This window comes from Clostridioides sp. ZZV15-6598, from assembly GCF_020657705.1.
GTDB classification, from domain to species: domain Bacteria; phylum Bacillota; class Clostridia; order Peptostreptococcales; family Peptostreptococcaceae; genus Clostridioides; species Clostridioides difficile_F.
This window is the reverse complement of the sequence record NZ_JAGWCS010000002.1, coordinates 1-24,509: the sequence shown is the minus strand read 5'-3', so window position 1 is coordinate 24,509 and position 24,509 is coordinate 1. Positions and strand designations below refer to the sequence as shown.

The window sequence follows — 24,509 nt, the reverse complement described above, 5'->3', positions numbered from 1 at the left end:
AATAGTTTTTCGAATTTTGTACTTAAAATTTATTTATCATTTTACCAATACAATTTTCATATACTTTTTTGAAGTTAAGTTTTTATATTATTTATAATCTTATCCATATTTTTATATTAAATTTTCTTAATATGCATTTTTTATATTTAATATAGTAAAATAACTAATAACTATATCCATGATTGGAGGATTTCTATGATTAAATCCAAGAAAAGATTATTTATTTCTCTAATTTTAATTGTAATTTTTATTATATTTGCATTATACATAAAAAATTATACTAATGATTCAAAAAAAGATTCAGTTAGAGGAACTATTCCTTTTGAAAAAATGGAATATAAGCGTCCTGATATAAAGTCAGTATGCGAAAATATTAACACATATAACGACAAACTTTTAACATGTAAAAGTGCCAAAGAGCAATTGAATGTGTTTAATAATGTCGATAAGATTTACCAAGACTTCTACAGTACACTTACTATAGCAAAACTTAGAAACAATATAGATTCATCAGATGAATTTTACTCTAAAGAATACAAGTACCTTATGAGTAAATCTGTGGATATTGATATGGCATACAAAGATTTTCAGGATACATTTGTAAATTCTAAGTTTTCTAAAGAACTAAAAAAAGAAATTGGAAAAGATGGATTTAATTATTTAAAAAATATTGGAAAGCTTAATTCAGAAGAAGTAGAAAACCTACTTAAAAAAGAGCAAGACTTAGTTGTTAAATATGAAGACTTATTATCTAAATCTACTGTATCAGTAGATGGAATGGAAATAGACTTTGAAGAAGCTATGTCAAAACCCAATCTTAGTTATGAAGAATATGTAAAAATTTATTCAGATTACTTAAAAAAATACAACCCTATATTTGGTAATATTTTTTTAGAGCTTGTACAGACAAGAACTGAGATAGCAACTAAACTAGGCTTTAAGAATTATACAGATTATGCTTATTTAAATTTAAATAAAGATTACTCTCAAGAGGAAGCAAGAAAATTTAGAAGTGAGGTAAAAGAGTACATAGTCCCATTATATAGGAAAGTTACATCACAACCTTCTGACTCTTCTATTTATATTAAGGCATATAAGAATCGCTCATTTAGAAAGTTTGATAAAGTACTTGAAGATATATCTCCAAAATTAAAAGAGTGTTTTAATTACATGAAAAAGTATGACTTATACGATTATTCCTCTGGAAAGAACAAATCTCCTGGAGGTTATACTACTTATATAACCAAGTACAAGGCACCCTTTTTATTTAATACATGGGACAATTCTTTTTTAGGTGTTACTAGCTTTGCTCATGAGTTTGGTCATTTTTATAATTACTACAACAGTATTAACTTAGATAATACAATACAGCCAAGTATTGATATATGCGAAGTTCATTCAACATCTTTAGAAATTTTATTTTACAAGTATTTTGATGAGTTCTTTGGAAAACAGTCTGAAGCAATAAAAAAAGAACACTTATCGATTGTTTTAAATACTATTATTGATGCTTGTCTTTACGATGAGTTTCAAGAAATTATATATAAAAACCCATATATGAGCTTAAATGATATCAATAAACTATTTTTTGATTTAGAAGAAGAATATGGAGTATCTAATAAGATACTTAAAGATAAAAATGCTCCATTTTGGATACTTGTATCTCATAATTTCCAAGTTCCTTTTTACTATTTAAGTTATGGCCTTGCATCTGATGTATCTCTTCAAATATGGGAATTATCACAGGATGACTATAGAAAAGCTGTTGATGTATATATGGATTTTTTAAATCAAAATACAGATGCTGGATTTAAGGATGTAGTAGAAAAAGTTAATCTACAATCTCCTTTTGAAAGCGGAAACTTGGAAGAAATAAGCTCAGCTTTATACGATTATTTTGGCATAGAGAACCCTCTTAAACTAGAAAATGCTTCTTAATATTTAATAACTCATGATATATCTAGTAAATACTTATTAATACTTAATAACTCATGATATGTATAGTAAATACTTATTAATAGTTATTAACTCATGATATATCTAGTAAATAGTCATTAATATTTAATAACTCATGATATGTATAATAAATACTCATTAATATATGAAATATCTATAAAATATGTTTCAATACTTAGTAACATTCAATAATAAAAACGTCAGAAATTTTATAAGCCTTTGCTTTTATTACTTCTGACGTTTTGTATGTTTGCCCGATTAGATTAATATTTTTTTATGTACATAATTAAAAGAATTATAGTGATTAATAAAAACACACCTGTAAAAATAGCACTATTCATGTGAAATTTAATAGAACTTGTATCTGTTACCTTGTTATTTCTAATCCAAAAACCACAAATCATAGTTGAAATAAAAAGTAAAGCAGTAATAATACTTGCACCAATAGTTATAAGTTTCATTTTACACCATCCCCTTTTATAATATTTTCTATTAAAATATCAATAAAATTATCTCTCTGATGTTTAACTTTTATATTTGTACCACTATATAATTGAAATGCTTCTGGTGATAAAGCCGCCATTTGTATAGGTAAAATAATTTGTAAGGCAATAGTTCTTAAACTCATTTCGTCTTTTTCATCCCCAAATATATTACGAAGTATAGGAATAATAGCAAGTTGTGCCTGCATATTTCCATTGATTATGCATTGATTCACTATAAAAGGTAGTACCTTATCATAATGCATGCCAATATCACACAACCTCTTCAATAAATTTTTTAAATTCTCAACAGAATCTAGAGTATATACACTATCATCAGATAACTCTGTTATTATGTTTGACATTGTGTCTCCTATTGCTATACTCAATAAATTATCTTTAGTCTTAAAATGATAATTTATTAATCCAACTCCAACCCCTGCACGTTCAGCAATTTGACGAACTGTAATCTTATCAATATCGTCTACTTCTTCTAAAATCTTCAAAGTAACTTCAATTATACGCTCTCTCGCATCTTTGTCTTTTTCTTTATTTATCATAACCTACCTCCAAAACATTTACATTTTTTGTTCTGAACATGTTCAGTATAATATTTTTTTTATTATATGTCAATATATAATTTTTAGTTGACTCTACCACTATGATATGGTTTATATTGATATTGAGCTCAAAAATAATACCTTTATAAAGGAGATGTAAATATGTTTAAGATAGGCGATTTTTCAAAACTTAGTAAAATTAGTATTCGCATGCTACGTCACTATGATGAAATTGGACTTTTAACACCAACTCATATAAATAAAGTTAATGGTTATAGATACTACAGTGCAAATCAACTTTCCACTACAAATAGAATCCATGCCTTAAAAGATATGGGGTTTAGCTTATCTTCTATCAAAGAAATTTTGACGGAATACAATGATAGAGAAAGCTTGATAAGGTATTTAAATATCCACTATTCTCAAGTAAGGGAACATCTAGAAGACACGCAAAAAAAACTATTAAAAATAGAAACTACTATAGAGAGAATTGGAAGGATTGATATTATGAAAAATTATGATGTAACTATAAAAGACTTTGCTCCAAAATATATGATGACTTTAAGAAGAACTATACCTACTTATCAAGATGAAGGAATGCTATGGCATCAATTATTCTCAGAAACAAAAGGGCATAATGTACAAGTTGATGTTCCTAACTATTCTAAAGCAGTATTTTATGATGTTGGGTATAAAGAAAATTATGTTGATGTTGAGATACAACTTGCTGTATCTGGAAATTATGAAGATACTGAAAATGTTAAGTTTAGAACTGTTCCAAATGTAACTGCTGCAACTGCTATTGTAAAAGGAAACTTCAATCAACTTACAGATGCTTGTGAGGCTATTGGTAATTGGATATCTGACAATAACTATGATGTAGATGGACCTATGTTTAATATTTATCATATAGGACCTGGTCAAGACAGTAATTCTGATAATTGGGTAACAGAAGTATGCTTTCCAGTTAGAAAAAAATAAGTTTCAATGATGTTTTAATTATGTCCGACAAGTTTCCTAACTTATGGTAACTTGTCAGACACCTATTTATTAACTATTGTAATGGCCTTCTATAATCTATATATTTTAGAATATTTATCAATTAAATAATCAATATAAACATTAGGATTGAATGGTTCATGACATACTTTATCAAAAATTTCATCAGCTTGATATAATGCTCCTAAACAATGAATATGTTCTCTTAACCATTGTTCAATAATATCAAAATGATTATGTTCTAACTGTTCATCTATATCAATATCATTCATCATTGTTTTTAGAAATTGAGCTCCAAATGCACTACCTAATGCATAAGTAGGAAAATATCCAAACTCACCAGCAGACCAGTGAATATCTTGTAAAATACCTACACTTGCATCATGAGGTCTTATCCCTAGGTATTGTTCATATTTATCTGCCCATATTTCATCTAGATGCTCAAAATCTACATTACCATTAACCATTTCTTTTTCTAATTCATAACGAATTAAAATATGTAATGGATAAGTTAATTCATCAGCCTCTGTTCTAATGAGAGAAGGTTTAGAAACATTAATCATTTGAAAGAATTGTTCTAAAGTAACATCTTTTAACTGCTCATAGAAAATATTTTTAACTTTAGGAAAGTTATTAATCCAGAATGATTTTCTTTTAGCAATATAATTTTCTAAAAAACGACTTTGTGATTCATGCATACCATTCATCATATCTCTTCCAACATTTAAACCTTCTAATTTTTCATCAACATGAAGCATATATATTGCATGCCCATATTCATGAATAGTGGAAAAAATTGAACTCGTTAAAGAATCTTCTGTATACTTTGTTGTAATTCTTACATCATGTAAAGAAAAACCTTCTGTAAAAGGATGTTCACTTGTACCAATATAACACTCATTTTGATTGAATCCCATATATTTTTTGAGTATATCAATGACTTGGGCTTGTTTACTTTCTTCAAAATGTTGATGTAATAATGAATCGTCAATTGGTGTCCCTTTTTCATTCAACTTTTTGATAAAAGGAACTAATCTTTGCTTGATAGCATCAAAAAATTGTTCATATTTTTCGATAGTCATACCTGTTTCAAAGTCACCTAACATATCATCATAAAGTGATTTTTTGATACCATAATATGTATAGGCTTGTTTTGTTATATCAACAATTTCCTTTAAGCTTTCTTTAAAAAGTTGATAGTCATTTTCTTTTTTTGCTTTTCTCCAAGTGATTTCACCTTGAGAATAAACTTGTTTCATTTTCATATAAAATTCTTTAGGTAATAAAGCTATTTTATTAACATTTTTTAAAACAAGTTTTATCTCTTTGTTCATGATTTCGCCTAAATCCATTTGACTTAATTCTGTTAATTTTTCGATATTTTCTTTTGCTGTTTGATATTCAAATAATTCTCCAGATAAAATAGACATCATTTGAATACGATATTCACTTCCATCGATAGGAGCAATAGTAGACATATCAAAAGACATTGTTAGTAATGCTAATTGATATGCATTACATTTATCATTATATGCTTTATAAAACTCTAAAGCTTCTTCTTTGTTCAATTCCATCACCTCACATTTTATTTCTTCACTTAGTATAAATATACTTTGCTAAACTTACAACCTAGCGAATAATATTATCATATTCTTTATTTTTATTCTAATATCTTATTTTCCAAACATCGAACTAATAATAGCAAAAGTATATTTTTTCATAGCATTATAAACTACTCTATTGAAAGTACCATATTTACATTCTCACCTTCTGGATAATCGCCTTGCCCCCATTTATCAAAGTATTTCCCATAATAATCTTTAGGATTAAAACAATCACTTACCACAAAACCACATTTTTCATAGGCCTTTATAGCACGAGGATTTTTAACCCACGGTCGAATAATAAATGTACCTATCTCATAGTCCCTAATCAAGCTGTCAATTAACAACTTCATAGCTTTTGAACCAATCCCCTTACCAGTATATTTCATTGAACGCAACCACATATCTAACTCCATATTAGATATCTTCCCATCATTGTATGTATAGGAGATGGTACCCACAATTTGATTATCATATTCTATAAGCAAGTATTTATTAAGACCAGGAGTGCTGCTAAAAAAGTACGATTCTTCATCATGAATATCAGACCAATCAAAATCGTCTTTATTATCAAACATTGACTTCCATATCTCATCTTCCTCAAATGCCATGTCATATATTAGTTTTCTGTCAGAATCTTCAGCATAAAAAAGTTTTATTTTTTCTCTCATGGCATATAAATTTCGCTTCATAAAGCCCACCACCTTCATATAAACAATAGTATAAATTAAATAACTGTCTCCCTATTCTGATACAAAATTATTGATTTCGTCTTGCAATTTATTTAAAAACTTTTTAGTTGCCTTAGAAAAAACCTGATACTTTTTCCAAACAATATTTAAGTGTGCTTCTAATCTCGGCTCTAAAGGTCTAAAGCAAAGATTGCTATTACCTGTTGTATTGATAAGTTTATCCAAACAAAGAGCATATCCAAACCCCTCATCCACCATAAGGGAAGCATTATAGACAAGATTATAAGTTGCCACTATATTAAATGTTTGAAAATCTTGCCCAGACCAACCAGAAATTACATTTTGAACCAATGTTTGACGTGAAGTTAAGATAGGAATTCCCTTCAAATCTTCTGGACATATAGTTTTCTTTTGAGCAAGTTCACAATCTTTTTTCATAAGCAATCCCCATACATCATTAACAGGAAGTTTGATATAATCATACTTTTCCATGTTGGCAGGTTCGATTAAAATTCCAAAGTCTAAAAGTCCTTTATCTAGTCTTTCCGTTACATCATCAGCATTTCCACTAAATAGATGATAACGGATATGTGGGTATTCTTTCTGCAATTCTTTCGCAGTTTTGGCAATAAAACGCATAGCATCTGTTTCTCCCCCACCAATATAAACATTTCCTCGTATATCATCACAATCATTGTTAAAATCTGAAGTAGTTTTATCTGTTAAATCAATTATTTCCTGTGCACGTTTACGTAAAAACAAGCCATCCTCTGTAAGTGTGATTTTTCTATTACCACGCAAAAACAACTTTTTCCCAAGTTCATCTTCAAGTTCCATAAGTTGTTTTGAAAGCGTAGGTTGTGTCACATTAAGTGATTGGGCTGCACTTGTAATACTTTCCTCTTTTGCAACTGCCAAGAAATACCTCAATACTCTAAGTTCCATTTGTATATACCTCCTATTTATAGTGTAGTTTTCTCTACTATTCCTGTCAACTATGGGAAGGTATTCTTTATAAGTATTTGCTATTATATTATTTCGTTAATATAATAAACATATAGAAACTATGGGTAGTTTATTTATAGCAAATCCTTGTGAAATGACACATGAGGATTGTGTAGAAGTATTGAAAAAATATTACAGTTAATCAGAAAGGATATGTAAAATGAACTTGAACTTAAATACATTTTTAGAACACGTTAATCAAGGGCTTACTGTTGTTGGAGGTTCAAAGTTACATCAGTTTATGAGTGAACTCAGCAATGAAGCCATGAAAATTACATCTAAATTAAACAACCATTATCATGAGCCAGAAGAAATTAGAACATTATTTTCAGAATTAATAGGAAAACAGGTAGACGAAACATTTAACATGTTCCCTCCGTTTTATACTGACTGTGGAAAAAATATAACAATAGGTAAAAATGTTTTTATAAACTCAGGATGTAGATTTCAAGACCAAGGTGGTATTACTATTGAAGACAATTCGCTAATTGGCCATAATGTGGTATTGGCAACTTTAAATCATGATTTTGCACCAAGCAAGCGAAGTACTATGCACCCAAAACCTATTAAAATAGGGAAAAGCGTCTGGATTGGTGCTAATGTCACAATAACTCCTGGTGTAATAGTAGGAGATGGGGCAATCATAGCAGCTGGAGCTGTTGTAACAAAAGATGTGACACCTAATACATTGGTGGGAGGTGTACCAGCAAAGTTTATAAAAAAAATTGAGGAGGAATAAATAAATTCCTATTTCTTATAAAGAAAAAGAAGTAATAACACCAACTGAAAATAAACCAATTAAAAGCAACATTATAACTGCCAATCTTAAAATTGGAGATAAAGACTTTGTATTGAAACTTTATTATTACTAACTAAAACAATAGTGTCATCATGGCAAATGTATCTACCATGATGACACTATTGAATCAAGTTCTGTCTAACTTACAATCTTATTTTTTCCACTATTTTTAGCTATGTAAAGCTTTGTATCAGCTCCTTTTACTATCTTCTCCATAGTCATATTTTCAGTGTACTCCTCTACACCACCACTGACTGTAATTTTATTTACTAAATCAAATAATTTTTTATCACTAGAAACATGTATGCGAATACGCTCTGCTAAATCAATCGCTTTAGATTTAGTAAAGCTAGGCATTACAACTATAAACTCTTCTCCTCCGTATCTTGAAACAATCCCATAATTTCCAACCTCTTCAATTAAAATCTCACTAAATCGAATTAATACATTATTTCCACATAGATGACCATATTTATCATTTATTTTTTTAAAGTCATCTATATCAAATAACACAATAGACATAGTTCTTTCTTCCAATGGCTTTTTTAATATATTAGACATATACTGTATTAAATATCTTCTATTATACAGATTTGTCAAATCATCTATATTTGCCTGTCTTTCAAGCCTTTGATTCAATTTATATACTTTATCACGCTCGTGAGAATACTCTTGTAAAACCACAATCATTACTATACATAAAAACAATGAAACTATAATAAAACTACTTATCGTATCTGATGCACGAGATTCACCTATAGATACAATTAAGTTTGGGTAATTAAATGCCAAAAATATAGATATACAATACACAAACATAGATATTAATAACATAACTATTCTCTTAAGTCCATCAAGAGTCAATGATATAACACTTATCCCCAACAAGAAATAAAACATCATACCACTATCTACTCCACCACTTATAAAAAAAAGTACTGGAAATAAAAATATATTAAGCCCTATATTAATTACTAGACGCCCTCTATCAATATCTTGTGTTTTAAAAGAATAGATTGCCAATATTGACATGATACAAAAGCAAGAAAAACTTCCCCATACAGATATGTTAGGAAGACTACTAAAAAGAGCTGCAATGAAAGCAGAAAATGAACAAACAACTCCAGCAAAACAAAATAGATAAAAAAGTCTTTCTTGTAACTTTAATTTTTTATTGAAATACTTCTCCATATAATTTTTAATAGACTGTTGTATAGATGCCAAATATTCAATCTCCTCCTTTATTAAGATATTTTAATTTAATTATATTTATAATATTATATCATATAATAAGTATCTTTAAATAACAGCTTATATATCCAATATATGGAATTAAATTTTTCTAATAAGTATATATAATAATAAAAGTATACAGAAAAATATTAAAAATAAAACTTATAAAAAATAACAGACAATTACATATATAAAATAACAAAGCAAAGCACTCATATTATGTTAAAGTGCCTTGCTTTGTTTATATATTCTATAAAAATTTATAACCTATAATTTCTATTCCAATTCAAATGCCCCTGTATAAAGACTATAATAAACCCCTTTTTTATTTATTAACTCATCATGAGTACCTCTCTCTATTATACGTCCCTGTTCAAGAACTATAATTGCATCTGAGTTTCTAACAGTAGACAATCTATGTGCTATTACAAAAACAGTTCTACCCTTCATAAGATTATCCATACCTTGCTGTACCAGTGTTTCTGTACGTGTATCAATAGAAGATGTAGCTTCATCAAGAATCATTACTGGTGGATTTGCAACTGCTGCACGAGCAATCGAAATTAATTGTCGTTGACCTTGTGAAAGACTCGCACCATTTTGTGTCAATATAGTCTGATATCCATTTGGCAATCTAGTAATAAAGTCATGTGCATTTGACAATTTAGCAGCCTCAATACATTCATTATCTGTAGAATCCATTTTACCATATCGGATATTATCCATAATTGTTCCTGTAAATAAGTTGACATCTTGCAAGACAATCCCCAATGAATGACGTAAATCTGTCTTTTTAATTTTATTTATATTGATACCATCATATCTAATTTTTCCATCTGCTAAATCATAAAAACGGTTAATCAAGTTTGTGATGGTAGTTTTTCCAGCTCCAGTTGCACCAACAAATGCTATTTTTTCTCCTGCTGTTGCTTCCAAAACTATGTTGTGTAATACTAATTTTTTTTCTGTATATCCAAAATCCACATCAAAGAACTGAATATCACCTTTTAAAGGAGTATATGTTATTGTACCATCATGATGAGGATGTTTCCATGCCCATATTCCTGTATTATCAGTTGTTTCGATTATTTTATCATTATTGAATCTAGCATGTACTAATGTAACATATCCATTATCTTGCTCAGGTTCTTCGTCAATCAATTCAAATATACGTTCTGCTCCTGCCAACGCCATAGCCATCATACTAATTTGCTGTGCAATCTGTGAGACAGGCATACAAAATGTTTTCGACAAGCTCAAGAAAGCTACAATCATTCCAACTGTAATAGAGCCTACACTATGCAATGCCATAAGTCCTCCAAAAAGAGCAATTAACACATATTGCAGATTGCCAAGTTGCATAACAGTTGGCATAAGTATGTTACCATATTTATTTGCTTGTGTAGAATCTAAACATAAATCCTTATTCTTTTTATCAAATTGTTGTTTTGCATCTTCTTCATGACAAAATACCTTAATGACTTTTTGACCATTTATCATTTCTTCAATATATCCTGTAATATTTCCTAATGTCTCTTGTTGCTTTATGAAATACTTTGCACTTGCACCACCAATTTGTTTGGTAGATATACTCATGATGACTGTAACTACTAAAACTAAAAGCGTCAAGGGTACATTACTCATAAACATAGAAATCAATATAACAACTACTGTAATAATAGCCGAAATAAATTGTGGCAATGCCTGTGAAATAAACTGACGCAATGTATCTGTATCATTTGTATAATGACTCATAATATCTCCATGTGTATGAGTATCAAAATAACGAATAGGAAGTTTTTGCATATGTACAAACATGTCATCTCTAATTTCTTTCAAGGTTCCTTGAGAAACCTTTACCATAATTCGATTATAGAGAAATGTTGCGACAACACCTAAGATATAAATACATGCCATTAGAATAATTGTATATAATAAACCACTAAAAGATGGATTATCTTCAAGTAAGAGTGGAGTGATATAGTCATCAATCAATGTTTGCAGAAACAAAGAACTTATGACTATAGTACAAGAACTAAAAAGAATACATACAACAACTGTACTAAACAAAATTTTATGTCGTCCTACAATATAAGATAACAGTCGTTTCCATACACTAAATACTTTTGTTTCCATTACTTATCATCTCCCTTCGTTTGTGAATCATAGATTTCCCTATAAATTACATTTGTTTTTAGCAATTCTTCGTGTGTACCATACCCATTGATTTTACCGCCTTCCATAACGATAATATAATCAGCATCTTCCACTGAAGAAATACGCTGTGCAATAATAATTTTTGTAGTATCTGGTATTTCTTCACTGAATGACTTTCTAATCATTGAATCAGTTTTTGTATCTACTGCACTTGTAGAATCATCAAGTATTAAAATTTTTGGTTTTTTTAGCAATGCTCTTGCAATACATAGTCTTTGCTTTTGACCACCAGAAACATTTGTCCCTCCCTGCTCAATATATGTATTGTATTTATCTGGAAATGTTTCAATAAAAGAATTTGCCTGTGCCAATTTACAAGCATGTATCATTTCTTCTTCACTAGCATATTTATTTCCCCAAAGTAGATTTTCTTTAATTGTTCCAGAAAACAGTTCATTTTTTTGAAGAACCATTGCTACTTCATTACGAAGTGTAAATAAATCATAATCTTTTACATTTACGCCTCCTATTGTAATTTTCCCCTCTGTCACATCGTAAAGACGTGGTATTAATTGAACCAGTGAACTCTTTCCACTTCCAGTTCCACCTATAATCCCCAATGTTGAACCAGTTTCTATATGAAATGAAATATTTTTTAGACATTCTTTTTCTTTATCATCTACATAACTGAAACATACATTATCAAAACTTATTTCTCCATTTTCCATATGATATACAGGAATATCACCGTTTTTTAATGAACTTTCTTCATCTACTATTTCTATAATTCGTTCAGAGGAAGCTCTTGCCATATTAATCATAACCATAACCATAGATAACATCATAAGACAATTAAGAATATTCATGGCATATGTAATTAAGCTGGAAAGTTCTCCTGTAGTCATTGTAGTTGCATTGCTTGAAACTATCATTTTTGAACCAAACCAACAAAGTAGCAGTGTACAGCAATATATAGAAAACTGCATTAATGGCATATTATAAGCAACAATTCCTTCAGCCTTTGCAAATGTCTTATATATTTTCTCTGAAACAAGCTTAAATTTCTTGATTTCAAATTTTTCTCTTACAAAAGATTTAACTACTCGTATCCCTGTGAGATTCTCTTGTACAACTCCATTTAAGTCATCATAAATATTAAACACTCTTTCAAAATATGGATGGGAATGACTTACAATTAAATATAAACCAACCCCAAGAATTGGGATTACAATTAAAAATATAAAGGATAAACTTACATTAACCATAAACGCAGCAACCAATGAAAATACAAGCATGAGTGGAGCACGTACAGCCACACGAATAAGCATCATATAAGCATTTTGAACATTTGTGACATCTGTAGTTAATCTTGTTACAATACTGGAAGTTGAAAACTTATCAATATTAGCAAAAGAATATCCCTGTATTTTGTAATACATATCCTTCCTTAAATTTTGTGCAAACCCAGCAGATGCAGTAGCACAAAAACTTCCAGACAAGATTCCAAAACATAACCCTAAAAGTACACAAACAATCAAAATCGTACCAAGTTGCACTAGGGTCTGTGTATTATTTCCACTGATTCCCACATCAATCATTTCTGCCATAATCATAGGAATCAAAATTTCCATTAAGACTTCCAATACAACAAATACTGATGTTAGTATGGAAACTGTTTTATACTCTCTAATAGAACAAGCTAATTTTTTTATCATACTCTATCTCCTTTTCTAATCAAATTTTAAGATGTTGACTTATTCTAAGTTTTATCAGATAACTTCAATTATCTATAATTTTCTTACCTAACTTTTATTTGTTCTGTGTAGAAATGGATCTACTTAGATGCCTAACATTTAGAATTTTATCACTAACTGTGTTAAATGAGAATTTCAAAAAACGCAATAACATTAGATAAATTCTAATGTTATCTTGAAATTATATCATCTTACAATTATACTTTTGATTATGGAAAGAAGGTGCTCTATGAATACTCAACAATTAGAATGTTTCGTATGTGTTGCTGACAAGTTAAATTTCACAAAAGCAGCAGAAGAACTTTTTTTATCTACTCCTACAGTTACTCACCATATCAAAAACCTAGAAGAAGAATTAGGAACGAAATTATTTATACGAAATTCAAAAATGGTTCGATTGACAGAAATGGGAAATATGTTTTACAGTGATGCCAAAGACATACTCAATAAAATAGAAGTGTCACAAAAAAGAATAGCAAAGGCTACTTCTCAAAATACTTCTTTTTTGCGTATTGGATGTTCTAGTTATGCAGAACTCAATAAATTACAAGGTATATTGTCAGACTTACGAATTGCCTTTCCACAGGTGTACCCTTTAATATTTATGGAGGATTATTTTAAGCTTAAAAATTTATTCAATAATAGACATTTAGATATTATGCTTTCGACAAGAGAAATGATTAAAGATATGAAAGAGTGCTCTTTTAAGAAATTAAAGAATACTAAAAATTATGCTATTATGTCCTCACAATCTATCCTTGCTGAAAAAGATAGTCTAACTTTTGATGATTTAAAGACAAATTGCTTAATTATATTGAATCCTAAGTTTATACCATTTCAACATGGAAATATATTACAGGAAAAAATAGCCTTACATTCTCAAAACCATTTTAATATTGTATGTGAAAACGACCAAGCAAGTATACTACTTGCAAATTGTGGATATGGTATAGCAATATTACCTGAGCATTGCATACCAACAAAAAGTGATGGTTTTATTATTCGTCCAATCATTGAAGAAGCTATCATTGAGTATGGTATTGCATATCAAAAAAATGTAAAGGAAAAATATATTCGATTCTTTATAGATAATTTTACTTGTTTGTAAATAAAAATGAGAAAGAAGAACCTAAAATATAAAGGTTCTTCTCTTTTATATAAATTCACTTTATTTTTATTGATTTACTACTTTATCAGTTTACTTATTTATTGTATTAATTCATCTTTATTGTCTCACTTAATATTTACTGCTCTACTTCATTTTTATCGCCTTACTATATTTATTGATAATATTCCATGTACCATTTTCTTTTCTTAATTCGAGACTTATTTTTGAATAATACTCTCCATCTTCACTAGATTGTGTCACTATAACTTTATTTCCAGACTTATTCTTATAGCTACGTTCTTTTATCTTATTTTTTGTATGCCCAACTACAATAGCATCTATTCCATCTACTGTAGTAGCAAGTTTTTTTATCTCGCTACTTGGATTTTTTAAATTTATATTATTACTATCTGAATGTACAACTGTAACAATTACATCTGGATTTTCTTTTTGCATAACCTTTACCCACTCATTTGCATCCTTAACTAAGTCATTGGTATATAATCTATTCGTTTTTTTAGAATTTTTTTCTGAACTTGAATCATTAATATTTTTTTCATCTTTATCTATAGTAAGTCCCAATATTCCAACCTTTATATCGCCTTCCTTAGTTTCAACTTTATGCATTATATAAGGTTTTACATAATTTTCTCCAGACTCATTGTATATATTAGCTGATAAAACAGGAATCTTCATTTCCTCAAAGTTTTCTATAATAGAATCCAATGTAGACTTTTTTTCTTCAAAATCATTTTTTTCAGATGTAAGTTCATGGCTACCAAGTACTACAGCATCATAGCCTAGATAAACAATAGGCCATTCGTTTATTCTTTTATGAATACCTTTTTTTGTATTATACTGCCATTCTTTAGACCACTTAGTCATTTCTTTTGTATTAGCATCAAAAAAGTCTCCAGTATCAATAAAGATTGGCTGTACAGCTCTATATCTTTCATTAAATAAACTAACAGCCAGTTCATCTGAAAAATTTGAATGTAAACCAGATGTCGTAATTATATTTACTTCTTTTCCAAATACCTTTAATTCACTGTGCTTATCTTTTATAAACCACTTATCATTCTTCTTATCCAACTTAAAATTAATCTTTGATACACTATCACCATGAGCTCCAGGCTGTGTCACTATCACTTCTTCACCAGATTTATTTTTAAATGTATGTTGCTCTATCCTTTCATGCGTATGACCAGCTACAATAGCATCTATTCCCTCTACTGTTGTTGCCAGCTCCTTTATTCTATTTCCTGGGTTTTTAGGATTTTTAGGCTCTTCACCTGAATGTACAATGGCAACGATTATATCTGGACTTTCTTTCTCCATAACTTTTACCCATTTTTTTGCATCTTCCACCAAATCATTTGCATATAATTTTCCTTTATACTGTGCTTGTTCTTCAAGTGCTCTAGCTTTTTTATCTTGCTCAAAGCTTTTAAATCTTGAACGTTCTCCTACTTCTTTTATAGTAAGTCCAAGTATACCTACTTTTACATTTCCTTTTTCTGTTTTGACCTCTTTCATTATGTATGGCTTTACATAGTTTTTTCCAGATTGTTCATATATATTTGCAGATACCAATGGTATGTTATTATTTTTAAAATCAGAGACTAAGCTATCAAGACCTTGCTTATCATTAGAAACAAACTCATGATTTCCGAATGTAACTGCATCATATTTTAATTTTGCCATTTCTTTAGCTATAGGAACTTCTCCTTCACGTGGCTCAGCTATCTTTTTAAATTCTGGCATACCATCATTAAATCGTACTAGTTTTTGACCAGTAGACCATCCATTCATATCAATACTTTGTATGTCAAAAAAATCACCTGCATCGACCATTAGCAAGTTTTCATCATATTTTCTCTCTTCTTGCACATAAGAAACTAGGTTTTCTGGGACTATTGAATGTAAGTCACTTGTACCAAGTACATTGATTTCTATATCTTTAGTACTTTCACACCCGACTAATAATATTATTAGAAATGTTATTGATGTAACTATAATAAATTTTATTTTCATAAAAGCCTCCCCCCTAATTTTTTTGATGATAATAAAATTTACTCTTATACTTTATCTTTACTATATAAGTTTGTACTGTTTATTATACTAAAAAAACTATATGTAAATTCCTTTTTAAATAAATCTACATATAGTTCTCTCTACTTTTTAGTTACAAAACAAGACTTACTCTAGTATGCTTAAGTTCTCAAATATGGTTCCATATAGTATACTCACAATATTTTTCTATATGGAATATGGAAATGGTCTTATATATTCATCTTATCTATCATACTAATATTAGATACCTTATATTGTTTATACACTTTATATATTATCTATAAATTTTTTATATTATCTATAAACTTGCTAAAATTATTTAACCTCAATCGTTTTACTAAATTTATCATTAATAACCCATGAGCCTTTTTCTTTGTTCACTTTAAAAGTAATTTTAGAATAGTATTTACCATGTTCACCTGGTTGTGTGACTATAACTTTACTTCCAGACTTATTTTTATAGTCATGTTCATCTATCTTTTCATGAGTATGACTAGCAACAATAGCATCAATCCCATCTACTGTAGTTGCTAGTTCTTTTACTCTATTTCCTGGATGCTTTGGATTTTTAGGTTCTTCTCCTGAATGTACAACTGCAACTATTATATCTGGATTTTCTTCTTTCATCACTTTTACCCACTTCTTGGCATCTTCTACTATATCATTTGCATACAATTTGTCTTTATATTGAAATTGCTCTTGTAAATTTACATTTTTAAGACCTTTTCCTACCTCTTTTATTGTAAGACCCAATATTCCTACTTTTACCTTACCTTCATTTGTCTCTACATCTTTTATAATATATGGTTTAACATAGTTTTCTCCAGATTTCTTATATATATTTGCTGATAGCACAGGAATCGCCACATTATTAAAATCTTCTATAACAGCATCTAAAAGACGCTCATCTGCCCAATACTCATCTTTCTCAGATACAAACTCATGATTTCCAAGTACTACTGCATCATACCTGCCATGCTTCATATCATTGACCATCGGACATCTGCTAATCTCTGTATCAGTATTATTAGCCCTTATAGTTTTCCACTTGTTATACCATTTAATCATTTTTTCTGTCTGAGGGTCTAAAAAGTCTCCTGCATCTACTACAACAGGTGCAATTTGACTACTTTGTTCATTGACAAGACTAGCTGCTAATTCATCAGAAAAATGTGAATGTAAATCTGCAGTGGCAACTATATTTATTTCTTTATCAATTATTTTTAATTTACTATTCTTTTCCTTTATATTCCATTCACCATTTTTCTTATTTAATTTAAAATTAATCTCTGATACACTATCTGCATATGAACCTGGTTGTGTTACAATTACCTCCTGCCCAGATTTATTTTTATATGTATGTTGCTTTATTTTCTCATGAGTATGACCTGCTAATATTGCATCTATCCCATCTACTGTAGTTGCTAGTTCCTTTATTCTATTTCCTGTATTATTAGAATTTTTAGGTTCTTCCCCTGAATGTACAACTGCAACTATTATATCTGGATTTTCTTTCTTCATCACTTTTATCCATTTCGTTGCATCTTCTACTAAATCATTTGCATATAATTTACCTTTGTACTCAGATTGTTCTCCAAGTTCTCTTGATTCAGCCTCGTCTTTAATATCTTTAAATCCTGAAATTTTTCCTACTTCTTTTATAGTAAGACCTAATATTCCAACTTTTACATTACCTTTATCTGTCTTAACATTTTTCATCACATACGGTTGTACATAGTTTTTTCCAGATTGTTCATATACATTTGCTGATACTAATGGAATATTATTATTTTTAAAATCAGAAACTAATTTATCAAGATTTTTCTTATCATTTGAAATAAATTCATTATCCCCAAGTACTACAGCATCATATTTCAATTGTGTTAAGTCTTTAACTATAGGTACCTCATCTTGAGCATTCTTAACTATATCTTCATATTCTGCTAGCCCACCTTTAATCTTAATTAGTTTTTTTCCAGAATGCCATTCCCACATTTCTCTACTTTGCTCACCAAAAAAATCTCCTGCATCTACCATAAGTAGATTTTCATGTTTCGCTCTTTCTTCATCTATATATGAAACCAGAGAATCTGTCACAACTGAATGCAAATCACCTGTTCCTAATATTTTTACTTCTGCATCTTCTATTTTACTTTCTTTATCTTTAGTACTTTGACATGCCACAAGCAATCCCACTAAAAACACTATCAGTGACATTATAATAAATTTTATTTTCATAAAATCCCCCCTCGTAAATTTTTAGATTATAATAAAATTTTATATCATGCTTTATTTTAAACTATAGCAGGTTATAGAATTATGAGCAACATTCATTGGACTAATAGATTATTCCCTTTAAATGTATCCATAATTTAAAGATATACATTTCATTTCTTATATCATTGTATTTAAACATCCTTAATAAGATATTTAAATATACTATTAGATAACTTTAAATGTATACTTCATATAACAAACTTTTATTTAACACAAATAGATATGATGAGATTATAGCAATATTAAAATATATGGAAAAAATCGAGTATAAAATCTTATTTGAACAGTTAAGTAACTAGAATGGTTGTAAAAGTGATATGTCTCAATATGCATACTGATAAGAACTTCATTGTACCACTTCATTTTCTTATATTAAAAGGTACAATGAAATTCTGTTTTATTTATATTATAATTTATAAATTAGACCATTACTTCTTAGGATTTACAAGTTCATCAAGTAACATTGGAAGTAGCTCGTCTATTTGTTCATCATTAAATTGGCAAGTCCCAACAGCTTTGTGACCTCCACCGCCATACTTAAGCATTAGACTACCAACATCAACATTTGAAGTTCTATTTAAAATACTATATCCTACAGCTACAGAACACCCTTTTCCACCTTTTCCATTTACAATCCAAGCAGAAATATTTTGTTCTGGATACATACTGTAAATCATGAAACGATTACCTGTATAAATTGGCTCTACTCCACGTAAATCAGAAATAATAACATCACCTTCTGTACGTGTGTATTTAGCGACCATTTCTTTAAATTTATCTGTTTGTTCAAAATAAACTTCTATACGTTCCTTTACATCTGACAGATTTAAAATTTCTTCTGTATCTAAAGTTCTACATGCATCAATTAACTTTTCCATCAATTGATAGTTAGATATAGTAAAGTCTCTCCAACGACCCAACCCTGTTCTTGGGTCCATAAGATAACCAATTAAAATCCATCCAGTTGGATTTTGTACCTCTTCTATAGTAAGATTTCCAGAATCAACTTTGTCTACTGCTTCTAACATTTCATTAAAATGAGAAAATCTTTCATTTCCACCATAATACTCATAAATAATTCTTGCACAAGAAGGAGCAATGCGACTTTCGCCTTTATATCTTCCTTTAAGCTCATTTCTCTCAAATTCACTAGAATGATGGTCAAACCAAAGACCACACCCTTCTACAAATGGTACATTAGCAAGGCAATCATCTTCTGTCACCTCAACCAACCCATCTTGTAAATCTTTAGGATGAGCAAATTTCCAATTATCAATGATACCTGCTTCTTTTAATAATGCACCACAAACTAATCCATCAAAATCAGAACGTGTAATCAATCTCATATGTTTCAACCCCTTTGCTTTAAATATATGCCTATAGATATTGTAATTTTTTCCTTAAATATATAATATCACTTTACATGTCAGCTTGATATACATTTAAAAAGTTTAGCCTGCTAAAATAAAGATAGCAATTCGATATATAAATCAAACTGCTATCTTTATTTTAACGCTATTTCCTAGATAATTACTTAATACAACTCCAAAAGCAAAGAAAAAATATCTCCATAAATTATTTATTTTCAATTATGCTTCTTTAGGAGGTGTAATTATCAATCCTATAGAGTGCATTTTGCGTCCTTCTTCTGGTGAGTTATTTCTTAAAGGCTCTAGTATATCACTAATCTTTCTAGTTGCTTCAGTTATTTCTTCTAGATTCGCATATATTGGACAGACAGAAAAACCAGAACCATCTTTTAAAATATCTTTTTCTTCTCTTTTAGCGTAATCATAAAACTCCTTCATAAATGCCATCATGTATTGAGTAAACAGCTGCACATATGCTTCTGCTGAGTTTTCATTTATCATTTTTTTTGCATCATCATCAATATCTGACTTAACAGCATATACCTTTTCAACAGTTCCTCGTATTTTATTTTCTTCAACTACCTTTATAATATTATCCTTTAACATTTTATTAAGATAACGATAAAGTGTGGCTTGTGATATATCCTTAAACTTCTCTGCTAATTGCTTTGCTGTAGTTTGCTTATTTGAATAAATCTCAAGTAATAACTTACATTTAACTGGATTTATAAGGCAATCCATAAGTTTATCATTCATATTATACTACCTCCTTATTATTATTACTAAGATAATATTATCATGTTGATAATATTTAATCAAGTTTATTAAAAATTTTATATAAACAAATAATACTCAAAAAATAAAAAAAGCCCTTGAATTATTTACATAATTCAAAGACTTTATATCTCATGATTTAATACTAAGCTAATTTTGCTTTAGCAACTTCTGCTAATTTAGCAAATCCATCTGGATCTTGTATAGCCATTTCAGATAACATTTTTCTGTTAACTTCAATACCAGATAATTTTAATCCATTCATTAATCTTGAATAAGAGATTCCATTCATTCTAGCTGCTGCATTTATTCTTTGTATCCAAAGTTTTCTGAAGTCTCTTTTCTTTAATTTTCTTCCTATATAAGCATTTTTTAATGCCTTCATTACGAATGTATTTGCTGGTCTATATAATTTGCTTCTAGATCCTCTGAATCCTTTTGCAAGTTTTAATATTTTTTTATGCTTCTTACGAGCGTTCATAGCTTTTTTAACTCTTGCCATCGTTATGACCTCCTTTTATATCCCTCTTCTATAGTTATTATTTATAATCCGTATCCTAGTATGGTAATAATTGTGCTATTCTCTTAGCATCTCCATCACTTACTAGAGTTGATTTTCTTAAGTTCATCTTAGTTTTTGCAGATTTTTTAGTTAATATATGTTTTTTAAAAGCTTTAGCTCTCTTTAACTTTCCTGTTCCTGTTTTCTTTAATCTCTTTGCTGCACCTCTATGAGTTTTCATTTTAGGCATGACAAATTCCTCCTCTCAGTTAATCATCTATTTTTTTGGATCTATAATTACAACCATATTATTACCCTCAAATGCAGGGGCTTTTGTTGGTTCTCCAAACTCTTTTATTATCTCTAAAAACTTTAACATAACTTCTTTACCTATATCTTTATGTCCTAGTTCTCTACCTCTAAATCTAAGTTCAACTTTGACTTTATCCCCTTTTTTAAGGAATTTTATAGCATTATTAGCTTTCGTATTTAAATCATTTTGTTCAATACCTGGTCTAAGTCTTACTTCTTTTACAACTATAGTCTTTTGTTTTTTCTTAGCTTCTTTATCTTTTCTCGCTTGCTCATATCTAAATTTTCCATAATCCATTATCTTACACACTGGTGGATTTGCATTTGGCGAGATTTGAACCAAATCTAAGTTTTTACTAGTAGCCATTGCTTGAGCTTCTTTAGTAGGCATTACTCCAAGTTGTTCACCTGTAGGTGAAAGGACTCTTATTTCCTTGTCTTTTATTTGTTCATTGATTGCTAATTCTTTGCTAATTGTAGGACACCTCCAAATTTTTTATAAAATATAAAATAAAAAGCGGATGACATAATCATCCGCAATATAAGTTACCAAATTTAAACAAGCTTAAATTAGTACTAAGCTTTAACTTATATTTACCTTACTAACCATCGGCGTAAGGTGAGAAGCGGACTTCTTCTTTGTTTTATTCTTACCTTATTTACTATATCATTTAATTAAGTTATTTGCAACTATTTTTTTTAGTTTAATAAATTTTTACTAATTTAACTGTTTTTTTATTTAAAACTGCATATATTTTTTGTAGACTACATATCATTTGCATTTAATTTCTTCTTCCTAATACTTATTATATGCTCGTACTATTTATTTTGCCCTCATTTTCCAAAATTTAATTACAAAATTTAATTACAAAATTTAAACTTCAACTTTAAAATCTTTTATTCCTTTATATAGTAAATACCTAAAACACTTCTTTATCCAATTTTATACCGAATACTTCACTTTACATCCTTTAACATCTATATTATAGCTTTTTCATCATTTCAATCTTATCTTGATTTGTCGTATTTTTTTAGTATATAAAGGTAATTTGTACATATTCATAAATGACTTTTTCCAGTTAAATTTATAAATTTATTTTTATTTAGATTGTATGTATATTTTTTCCATAAAAAATAAATAATAAAAAATAGTAAATATGGAAAATATAAAATTGATTAACAATAATTAATTACCTGAGGTGTGAATATGAAAATGCTAAACAACTTTTTTAAAAAAATTAACAATCCAGTTCCTGTCTTTGCACAGACAAAAATGGAAAGAGAAAATCAAACAGATGATTCACTTTCTACAAAACCAAAAACTACATTTAGAGATGTAGCTGGATTAGACGAAGTAAAAGAAGAGCTATTTGAAATAGTTGATTTTATGAAGTCTCCACAAAAATATCAAAAAATGGGTGCAAAAATACCTAAGGGTGTATTATTTTATGGTCCTCCAGGAACAGGAAAAACATTACTTGCATCTGCTGTAGCTGGTGAAACAAACTCATCATTTTTCAATGTTACAGGTTCTGAGTTCGTTGAAAAATATGTAGGTGTAGGAGCAAAAAGGGTAAGAACGCTATTTGAAAAAGCTAGAAAAGAAGCTCCAAGTATAATATTTATAGACGAAATAGATGCTGTAGGAGCAAAGAGACATCTTGAAAGCAACAATGAGAAAGACCAAACGTTAAACCAACTTTTAGTTGAAATGGATGGATTTAATAAAGACTCCAATGTATTAATAATAGGTGCTACCAATAGACTTGACTTATTAGATGAAGCTTTACTTAGACCAGGAAGATTTGACAGACACATTCATATAGGTGCACCAAATTATCACACTAGATTTGAAATTCTAAAGGTACATACAGATGACAAGCCTATAGACAAATCTGTAAATCTAGAACTTTTAGCTAAAAAAACTCACGGTTTCAATGGAGCCCATCTTTCAAATATAGCAAATGAAGCAGCTATATTTGCAGTTAGAGATGACAGTGAATATATTACAGCAGAACATTTCGACAAAGCACTTGAAAGAGTTATTGCAGGATTAGAATCTAAAAACTCTTCATTAGTTGAAAAAGAGAAAAAGATAGTAGCTTATCATGAAGCTGGACATGCTCTTGTAAGTGATATCGTTGGAATTTGTCCTATACAAAAAATATCTATAGTACCTAGAGGACAAGCATTAGGTTATGTTCTTCAATTACCTGATGAAGATAGATATATTTATACTAGAGATGAGTTGGTTGGAAAAATAAAAATATTACTTGCTGGAAAAGCATCAGAAGAACTAATATTTAATCATAAATCTACAGGAGCAAAGGATGACTTAAAGAAAGTCACTGAGATAGCTAACCAAATGGTTTGTGAGTATGGTATGAGTAATTTAGGATTTATGACTATTGATGGAAATGATAAGACTTTCTTATGTGATAAGGTTCAAAAAGAAGCTAATCGTATAGTTGAAAGTTGCTATAAAGAAACTTTAGAGATGTTAAAGGATAACCTTGAAGATTTACATTCTGTTTCTAAGTTCCTATTTGAAAAAGAGACTATGACTCATGAAGAATTAAAAGATTTAATAGGAAAAGAAGCTGTAAATTAGTTTGATAGTATTTTAAATAATTACTACATTAAAATTAATAATTAAGTTTACACAGAATTTAAATACTTAAAATATATCAAAATGCTTTAAAATTAAACGTTTTAGAAGCAAAAATTCTCAATAACAAATTATATTAAAATATAAAGACTGTTAGTTTAATTTTCAAAATATAATTAAACTGATGGTCTTTTTATATAACAAATCTTTTAATTCTTCATGAGTCATAGTCTCTTTTTCAAAT

General features: G+C 28.9%; 20 protein-coding genes and 1 other annotated feature. Of the genes, 5 read left to right on the top strand and 15 right to left on the bottom strand.

The window, feature by feature from the left end; all coding sequences use genetic code 11:
- Positions 1-195 precede the first annotated feature (195 nt).
- Positions 196-1,938, top strand: a complete 1,743-nt coding sequence (locus KGF50_RS00515; RefSeq protein WP_227846340.1) for a peptidase M3 — start codon at positions 196-198, stop codon at positions 1,936-1,938.
- Between the two features lie 281 nt (positions 1,939-2,219).
- Here the strand turns inward: KGF50_RS00515 and KGF50_RS00510 are convergent, their stop codons facing one another.
- Entirely contained in the window at positions 2,220-2,417 is a 198-nt protein-coding gene (locus KGF50_RS00510) for a hypothetical protein (RefSeq protein ID WP_227846339.1), read from the bottom strand.
- A complete protein-coding gene (locus KGF50_RS00505) occupies positions 2,414-2,998 on the bottom strand; it encodes a TetR/AcrR family transcriptional regulator (RefSeq protein ID WP_227846338.1) in 585 nt (194 codons plus the stop codon). Before KGF50_RS00505 ends, KGF50_RS00510 begins: the two co-directional genes overlap by 4 nt.
- Positions 2,999-3,160: 162 nt before the next feature.
- Here KGF50_RS00505 and KGF50_RS00500 point away from each other — a divergent pair, with 162 nt between their 5' ends.
- The gene (locus KGF50_RS00500) at positions 3,161-3,979 is read left to right on the top strand and encodes a MerR family transcriptional regulator (protein WP_227846337.1); all 819 of its coding nucleotides are present in this window, start codon (positions 3,161-3,163) and stop codon (positions 3,977-3,979) included.
- Positions 3,980-4,068: 89 nt separating this feature from the next.
- Here the strand turns inward: KGF50_RS00500 and KGF50_RS00495 are convergent, their stop codons facing one another.
- The 3 genes from KGF50_RS00495 to KGF50_RS00485 form a co-directional block, all read right to left on the bottom strand.
- A complete protein-coding gene (locus KGF50_RS00495; protein WP_227846336.1) occupies positions 4,069-5,565 on the bottom strand; it encodes a carboxypeptidase M32 in 1,497 nt (498 codons plus the stop codon).
- Positions 5,566-5,729: 164 nt separating this feature from the next.
- Positions 5,730-6,293 carry a GNAT family N-acetyltransferase gene (locus KGF50_RS00490; RefSeq protein ID WP_227846335.1) on the bottom strand — a complete coding sequence of 188 codons (564 nt, stop codon included), beginning with the start codon at positions 6,291-6,293 and terminating at the stop codon, positions 5,730-5,732.
- Between the two features lie 51 nt (positions 6,294-6,344).
- Entirely contained in the window at positions 6,345-7,238 is an 894-nt protein-coding gene (locus KGF50_RS00485) for a LysR family transcriptional regulator (protein ID WP_227846334.1), read from the bottom strand.
- Between the two features lie 226 nt (positions 7,239-7,464).
- Here KGF50_RS00485 and KGF50_RS00480 point away from each other — a divergent pair, with 226 nt between their 5' ends.
- Positions 7,465-8,037 carry a DapH/DapD/GlmU-related protein gene (locus KGF50_RS00480; RefSeq protein ID WP_227846388.1) on the top strand — a complete coding sequence of 191 codons (573 nt, stop codon included), beginning with the start codon at positions 7,465-7,467 and terminating at the stop codon, positions 8,035-8,037.
- A 198-nt stretch (positions 8,038-8,235) separates the two neighbouring features.
- Here the strand turns inward: KGF50_RS00480 and KGF50_RS00475 are convergent, their stop codons facing one another.
- The 3 genes from KGF50_RS00475 to KGF50_RS00465 form a co-directional block, all read right to left on the bottom strand.
- Entirely contained in the window at positions 8,236-9,321 is a 1,086-nt protein-coding gene (locus KGF50_RS00475; protein ID WP_227846333.1) for a GGDEF domain-containing protein, read from the bottom strand.
- Positions 9,322-9,606: 285 nt separating this feature from the next.
- Positions 9,607-11,466, bottom strand: a complete 1,860-nt coding sequence (locus tag KGF50_RS00470; protein WP_227846332.1) for an ABC transporter ATP-binding protein — start codon at positions 11,464-11,466, stop codon at positions 9,607-9,609.
- Entirely contained in the window at positions 11,466-13,202 is a 1,737-nt protein-coding gene (locus tag KGF50_RS00465) for an ABC transporter ATP-binding protein (RefSeq protein WP_227846331.1), read from the bottom strand. Before KGF50_RS00465 ends, KGF50_RS00470 begins: the two co-directional genes overlap by 1 nt.
- Before the next feature lie 268 nt (positions 13,203-13,470).
- On the opposite strand from KGF50_RS00465, the gene KGF50_RS00460 reads away from it, so the two are divergent.
- Positions 13,471-14,349 (top strand): LysR family transcriptional regulator, encoded by an 879-nt coding sequence (locus KGF50_RS00460; protein WP_227846330.1) that lies wholly within the window; start codon positions 13,471-13,473, stop codon positions 14,347-14,349.
- Between the two features lie 144 nt (positions 14,350-14,493).
- Here KGF50_RS00460 and KGF50_RS00455 read toward each other — a convergent pair whose 3' ends face one another.
- The 7 genes from KGF50_RS00455 to infC all read right to left on the bottom strand — a co-directional run bounded on the left by KGF50_RS00455 (position 14,494) and on the right by infC (position 22,132).
- On the bottom strand, positions 14,494-16,383 hold the full coding sequence (locus KGF50_RS00455; RefSeq protein ID WP_227846329.1) for a metallophosphoesterase: 1,890 nt from the start codon (positions 16,381-16,383) through the stop codon (positions 14,494-14,496).
- Between the two features lie 354 nt (positions 16,384-16,737).
- The gene (locus KGF50_RS00450) at positions 16,738-18,660 is read right to left on the bottom strand and encodes a metallophosphoesterase (protein WP_227846328.1); all 1,923 of its coding nucleotides are present in this window, start codon (positions 18,658-18,660) and stop codon (positions 16,738-16,740) included.
- Positions 18,661-19,127: 467 nt separating this feature from the next.
- Complete coding sequence (locus KGF50_RS00445; RefSeq protein ID WP_227846327.1) at positions 19,128-20,045, bottom strand: exopolyphosphatase; 918 nt, start codon at positions 20,043-20,045, stop codon at positions 19,128-19,130.
- A 243-nt stretch (positions 20,046-20,288) separates the two neighbouring features.
- Positions 20,289-20,825: a helix-turn-helix domain-containing protein gene (locus KGF50_RS00440; RefSeq protein WP_227846326.1), complete on the bottom strand. Its 537-nt coding sequence runs from the start codon at positions 20,823-20,825 to the stop codon at positions 20,289-20,291.
- A gap of 163 nt (positions 20,826-20,988) precedes the next feature.
- Positions 20,989-21,345 carry a 50S ribosomal protein L20 gene (gene rplT, locus KGF50_RS00435; protein ID WP_227433488.1) on the bottom strand — a complete coding sequence of 119 codons (357 nt, stop codon included), beginning with the start codon at positions 21,343-21,345 and terminating at the stop codon, positions 20,989-20,991.
- 55 nt (positions 21,346-21,400) lie between these two features.
- A complete protein-coding gene (rpmI, locus tag KGF50_RS00430; protein WP_003429729.1) occupies positions 21,401-21,595 on the bottom strand; it encodes a 50S ribosomal protein L35 in 195 nt (64 codons plus the stop codon).
- 27 nt (positions 21,596-21,622) lie between these two features.
- Positions 21,623-22,132, bottom strand: coding sequence for a translation initiation factor IF-3 (infC, locus tag KGF50_RS00425; RefSeq protein ID WP_227846387.1), 510 nt, complete (start codon positions 22,130-22,132; stop codon positions 21,623-21,625).
- A 28-nt stretch (positions 22,133-22,160) separates the two neighbouring features.
- Positions 22,161-22,303: a sequence feature (ribosomal protein L20 leader region), on the bottom strand.
- Positions 22,304-22,864: 561 nt separating this feature from the next.
- On the opposite strand from infC, the gene KGF50_RS00420 reads away from it, so the two are divergent.
- Positions 22,865-24,268 carry an AAA family ATPase gene (locus tag KGF50_RS00420; RefSeq protein WP_227828696.1) on the top strand — a complete coding sequence of 468 codons (1,404 nt, stop codon included), beginning with the start codon at positions 22,865-22,867 and terminating at the stop codon, positions 24,266-24,268.
- Positions 24,269-24,509: the final 241 nt, after the last annotated feature.

Bases quoted from the DNA above. Each gene is read 5' to 3' on its own strand.
- KGF50_RS00515 (WP_227846340.1), top strand. From the start codon at position 196: ATGATTAAATCCAAGAAAAGATTATTTATTTCTCTAATTTTAATTGTA.
- KGF50_RS00510 (WP_227846339.1), bottom strand. From the start codon at position 2,417: ATGAAACTTATAACTATTGGTGCAAGTATTATTACTGCTTTACTTTTT.
- KGF50_RS00505 (WP_227846338.1), bottom strand. From the start codon at position 2,998: ATGATAAATAAAGAAAAAGACAAAGATGCGAGAGAGCGTATAATTGAA.
- KGF50_RS00500 (WP_227846337.1), top strand. From the start codon at position 3,161: ATGTTTAAGATAGGCGATTTTTCAAAACTTAGTAAAATTAGTATTCGC.
- KGF50_RS00490 (WP_227846335.1), bottom strand. From the start codon at position 6,293: ATGAAGCGAAATTTATATGCCATGAGAGAAAAAATAAAACTTTTTTAT.
- KGF50_RS00485 (WP_227846334.1), bottom strand. From the start codon at position 7,238: ATGGAACTTAGAGTATTGAGGTATTTCTTGGCAGTTGCAAAAGAGGAA.
- KGF50_RS00470 (WP_227846332.1), bottom strand. From the start codon at position 11,466: ATGGAAACAAAAGTATTTAGTGTATGGAAACGACTGTTATCTTATATT.
- KGF50_RS00465 (WP_227846331.1), bottom strand. From the start codon at position 13,202: ATGATAAAAAAATTAGCTTGTTCTATTAGAGAGTATAAAACAGTTTCC.
- KGF50_RS00460 (WP_227846330.1), top strand. From the start codon at position 13,471: ATGAATACTCAACAATTAGAATGTTTCGTATGTGTTGCTGACAAGTTA.
- KGF50_RS00455 (WP_227846329.1), bottom strand. From the start codon at position 16,383: ATGAAAATAAAATTTATTATAGTTACATCAATAACATTTCTAATAATA.
- KGF50_RS00450 (WP_227846328.1), bottom strand. From the start codon at position 18,660: ATGAAAATAAAATTTATTATAATGTCACTGATAGTGTTTTTAGTGGGA.
- KGF50_RS00445 (WP_227846327.1), bottom strand. From the start codon at position 20,045: ATGAGATTGATTACACGTTCTGATTTTGATGGATTAGTTTGTGGTGCA.
- KGF50_RS00440 (WP_227846326.1), bottom strand. From the start codon at position 20,825: ATGAATGATAAACTTATGGATTGCCTTATAAATCCAGTTAAATGTAAG.
- rplT (WP_227433488.1), bottom strand. From the start codon at position 21,345: ATGGCAAGAGTTAAAAAAGCTATGAACGCTCGTAAGAAGCATAAAAAA.
- rpmI (WP_003429729.1), bottom strand. From the start codon at position 21,595: ATGCCTAAAATGAAAACTCATAGAGGTGCAGCAAAGAGATTAAAGAAA.
- KGF50_RS00420 (WP_227828696.1), top strand. From the start codon at position 22,865: ATGAAAATGCTAAACAACTTTTTTAAAAAAATTAACAATCCAGTTCCT.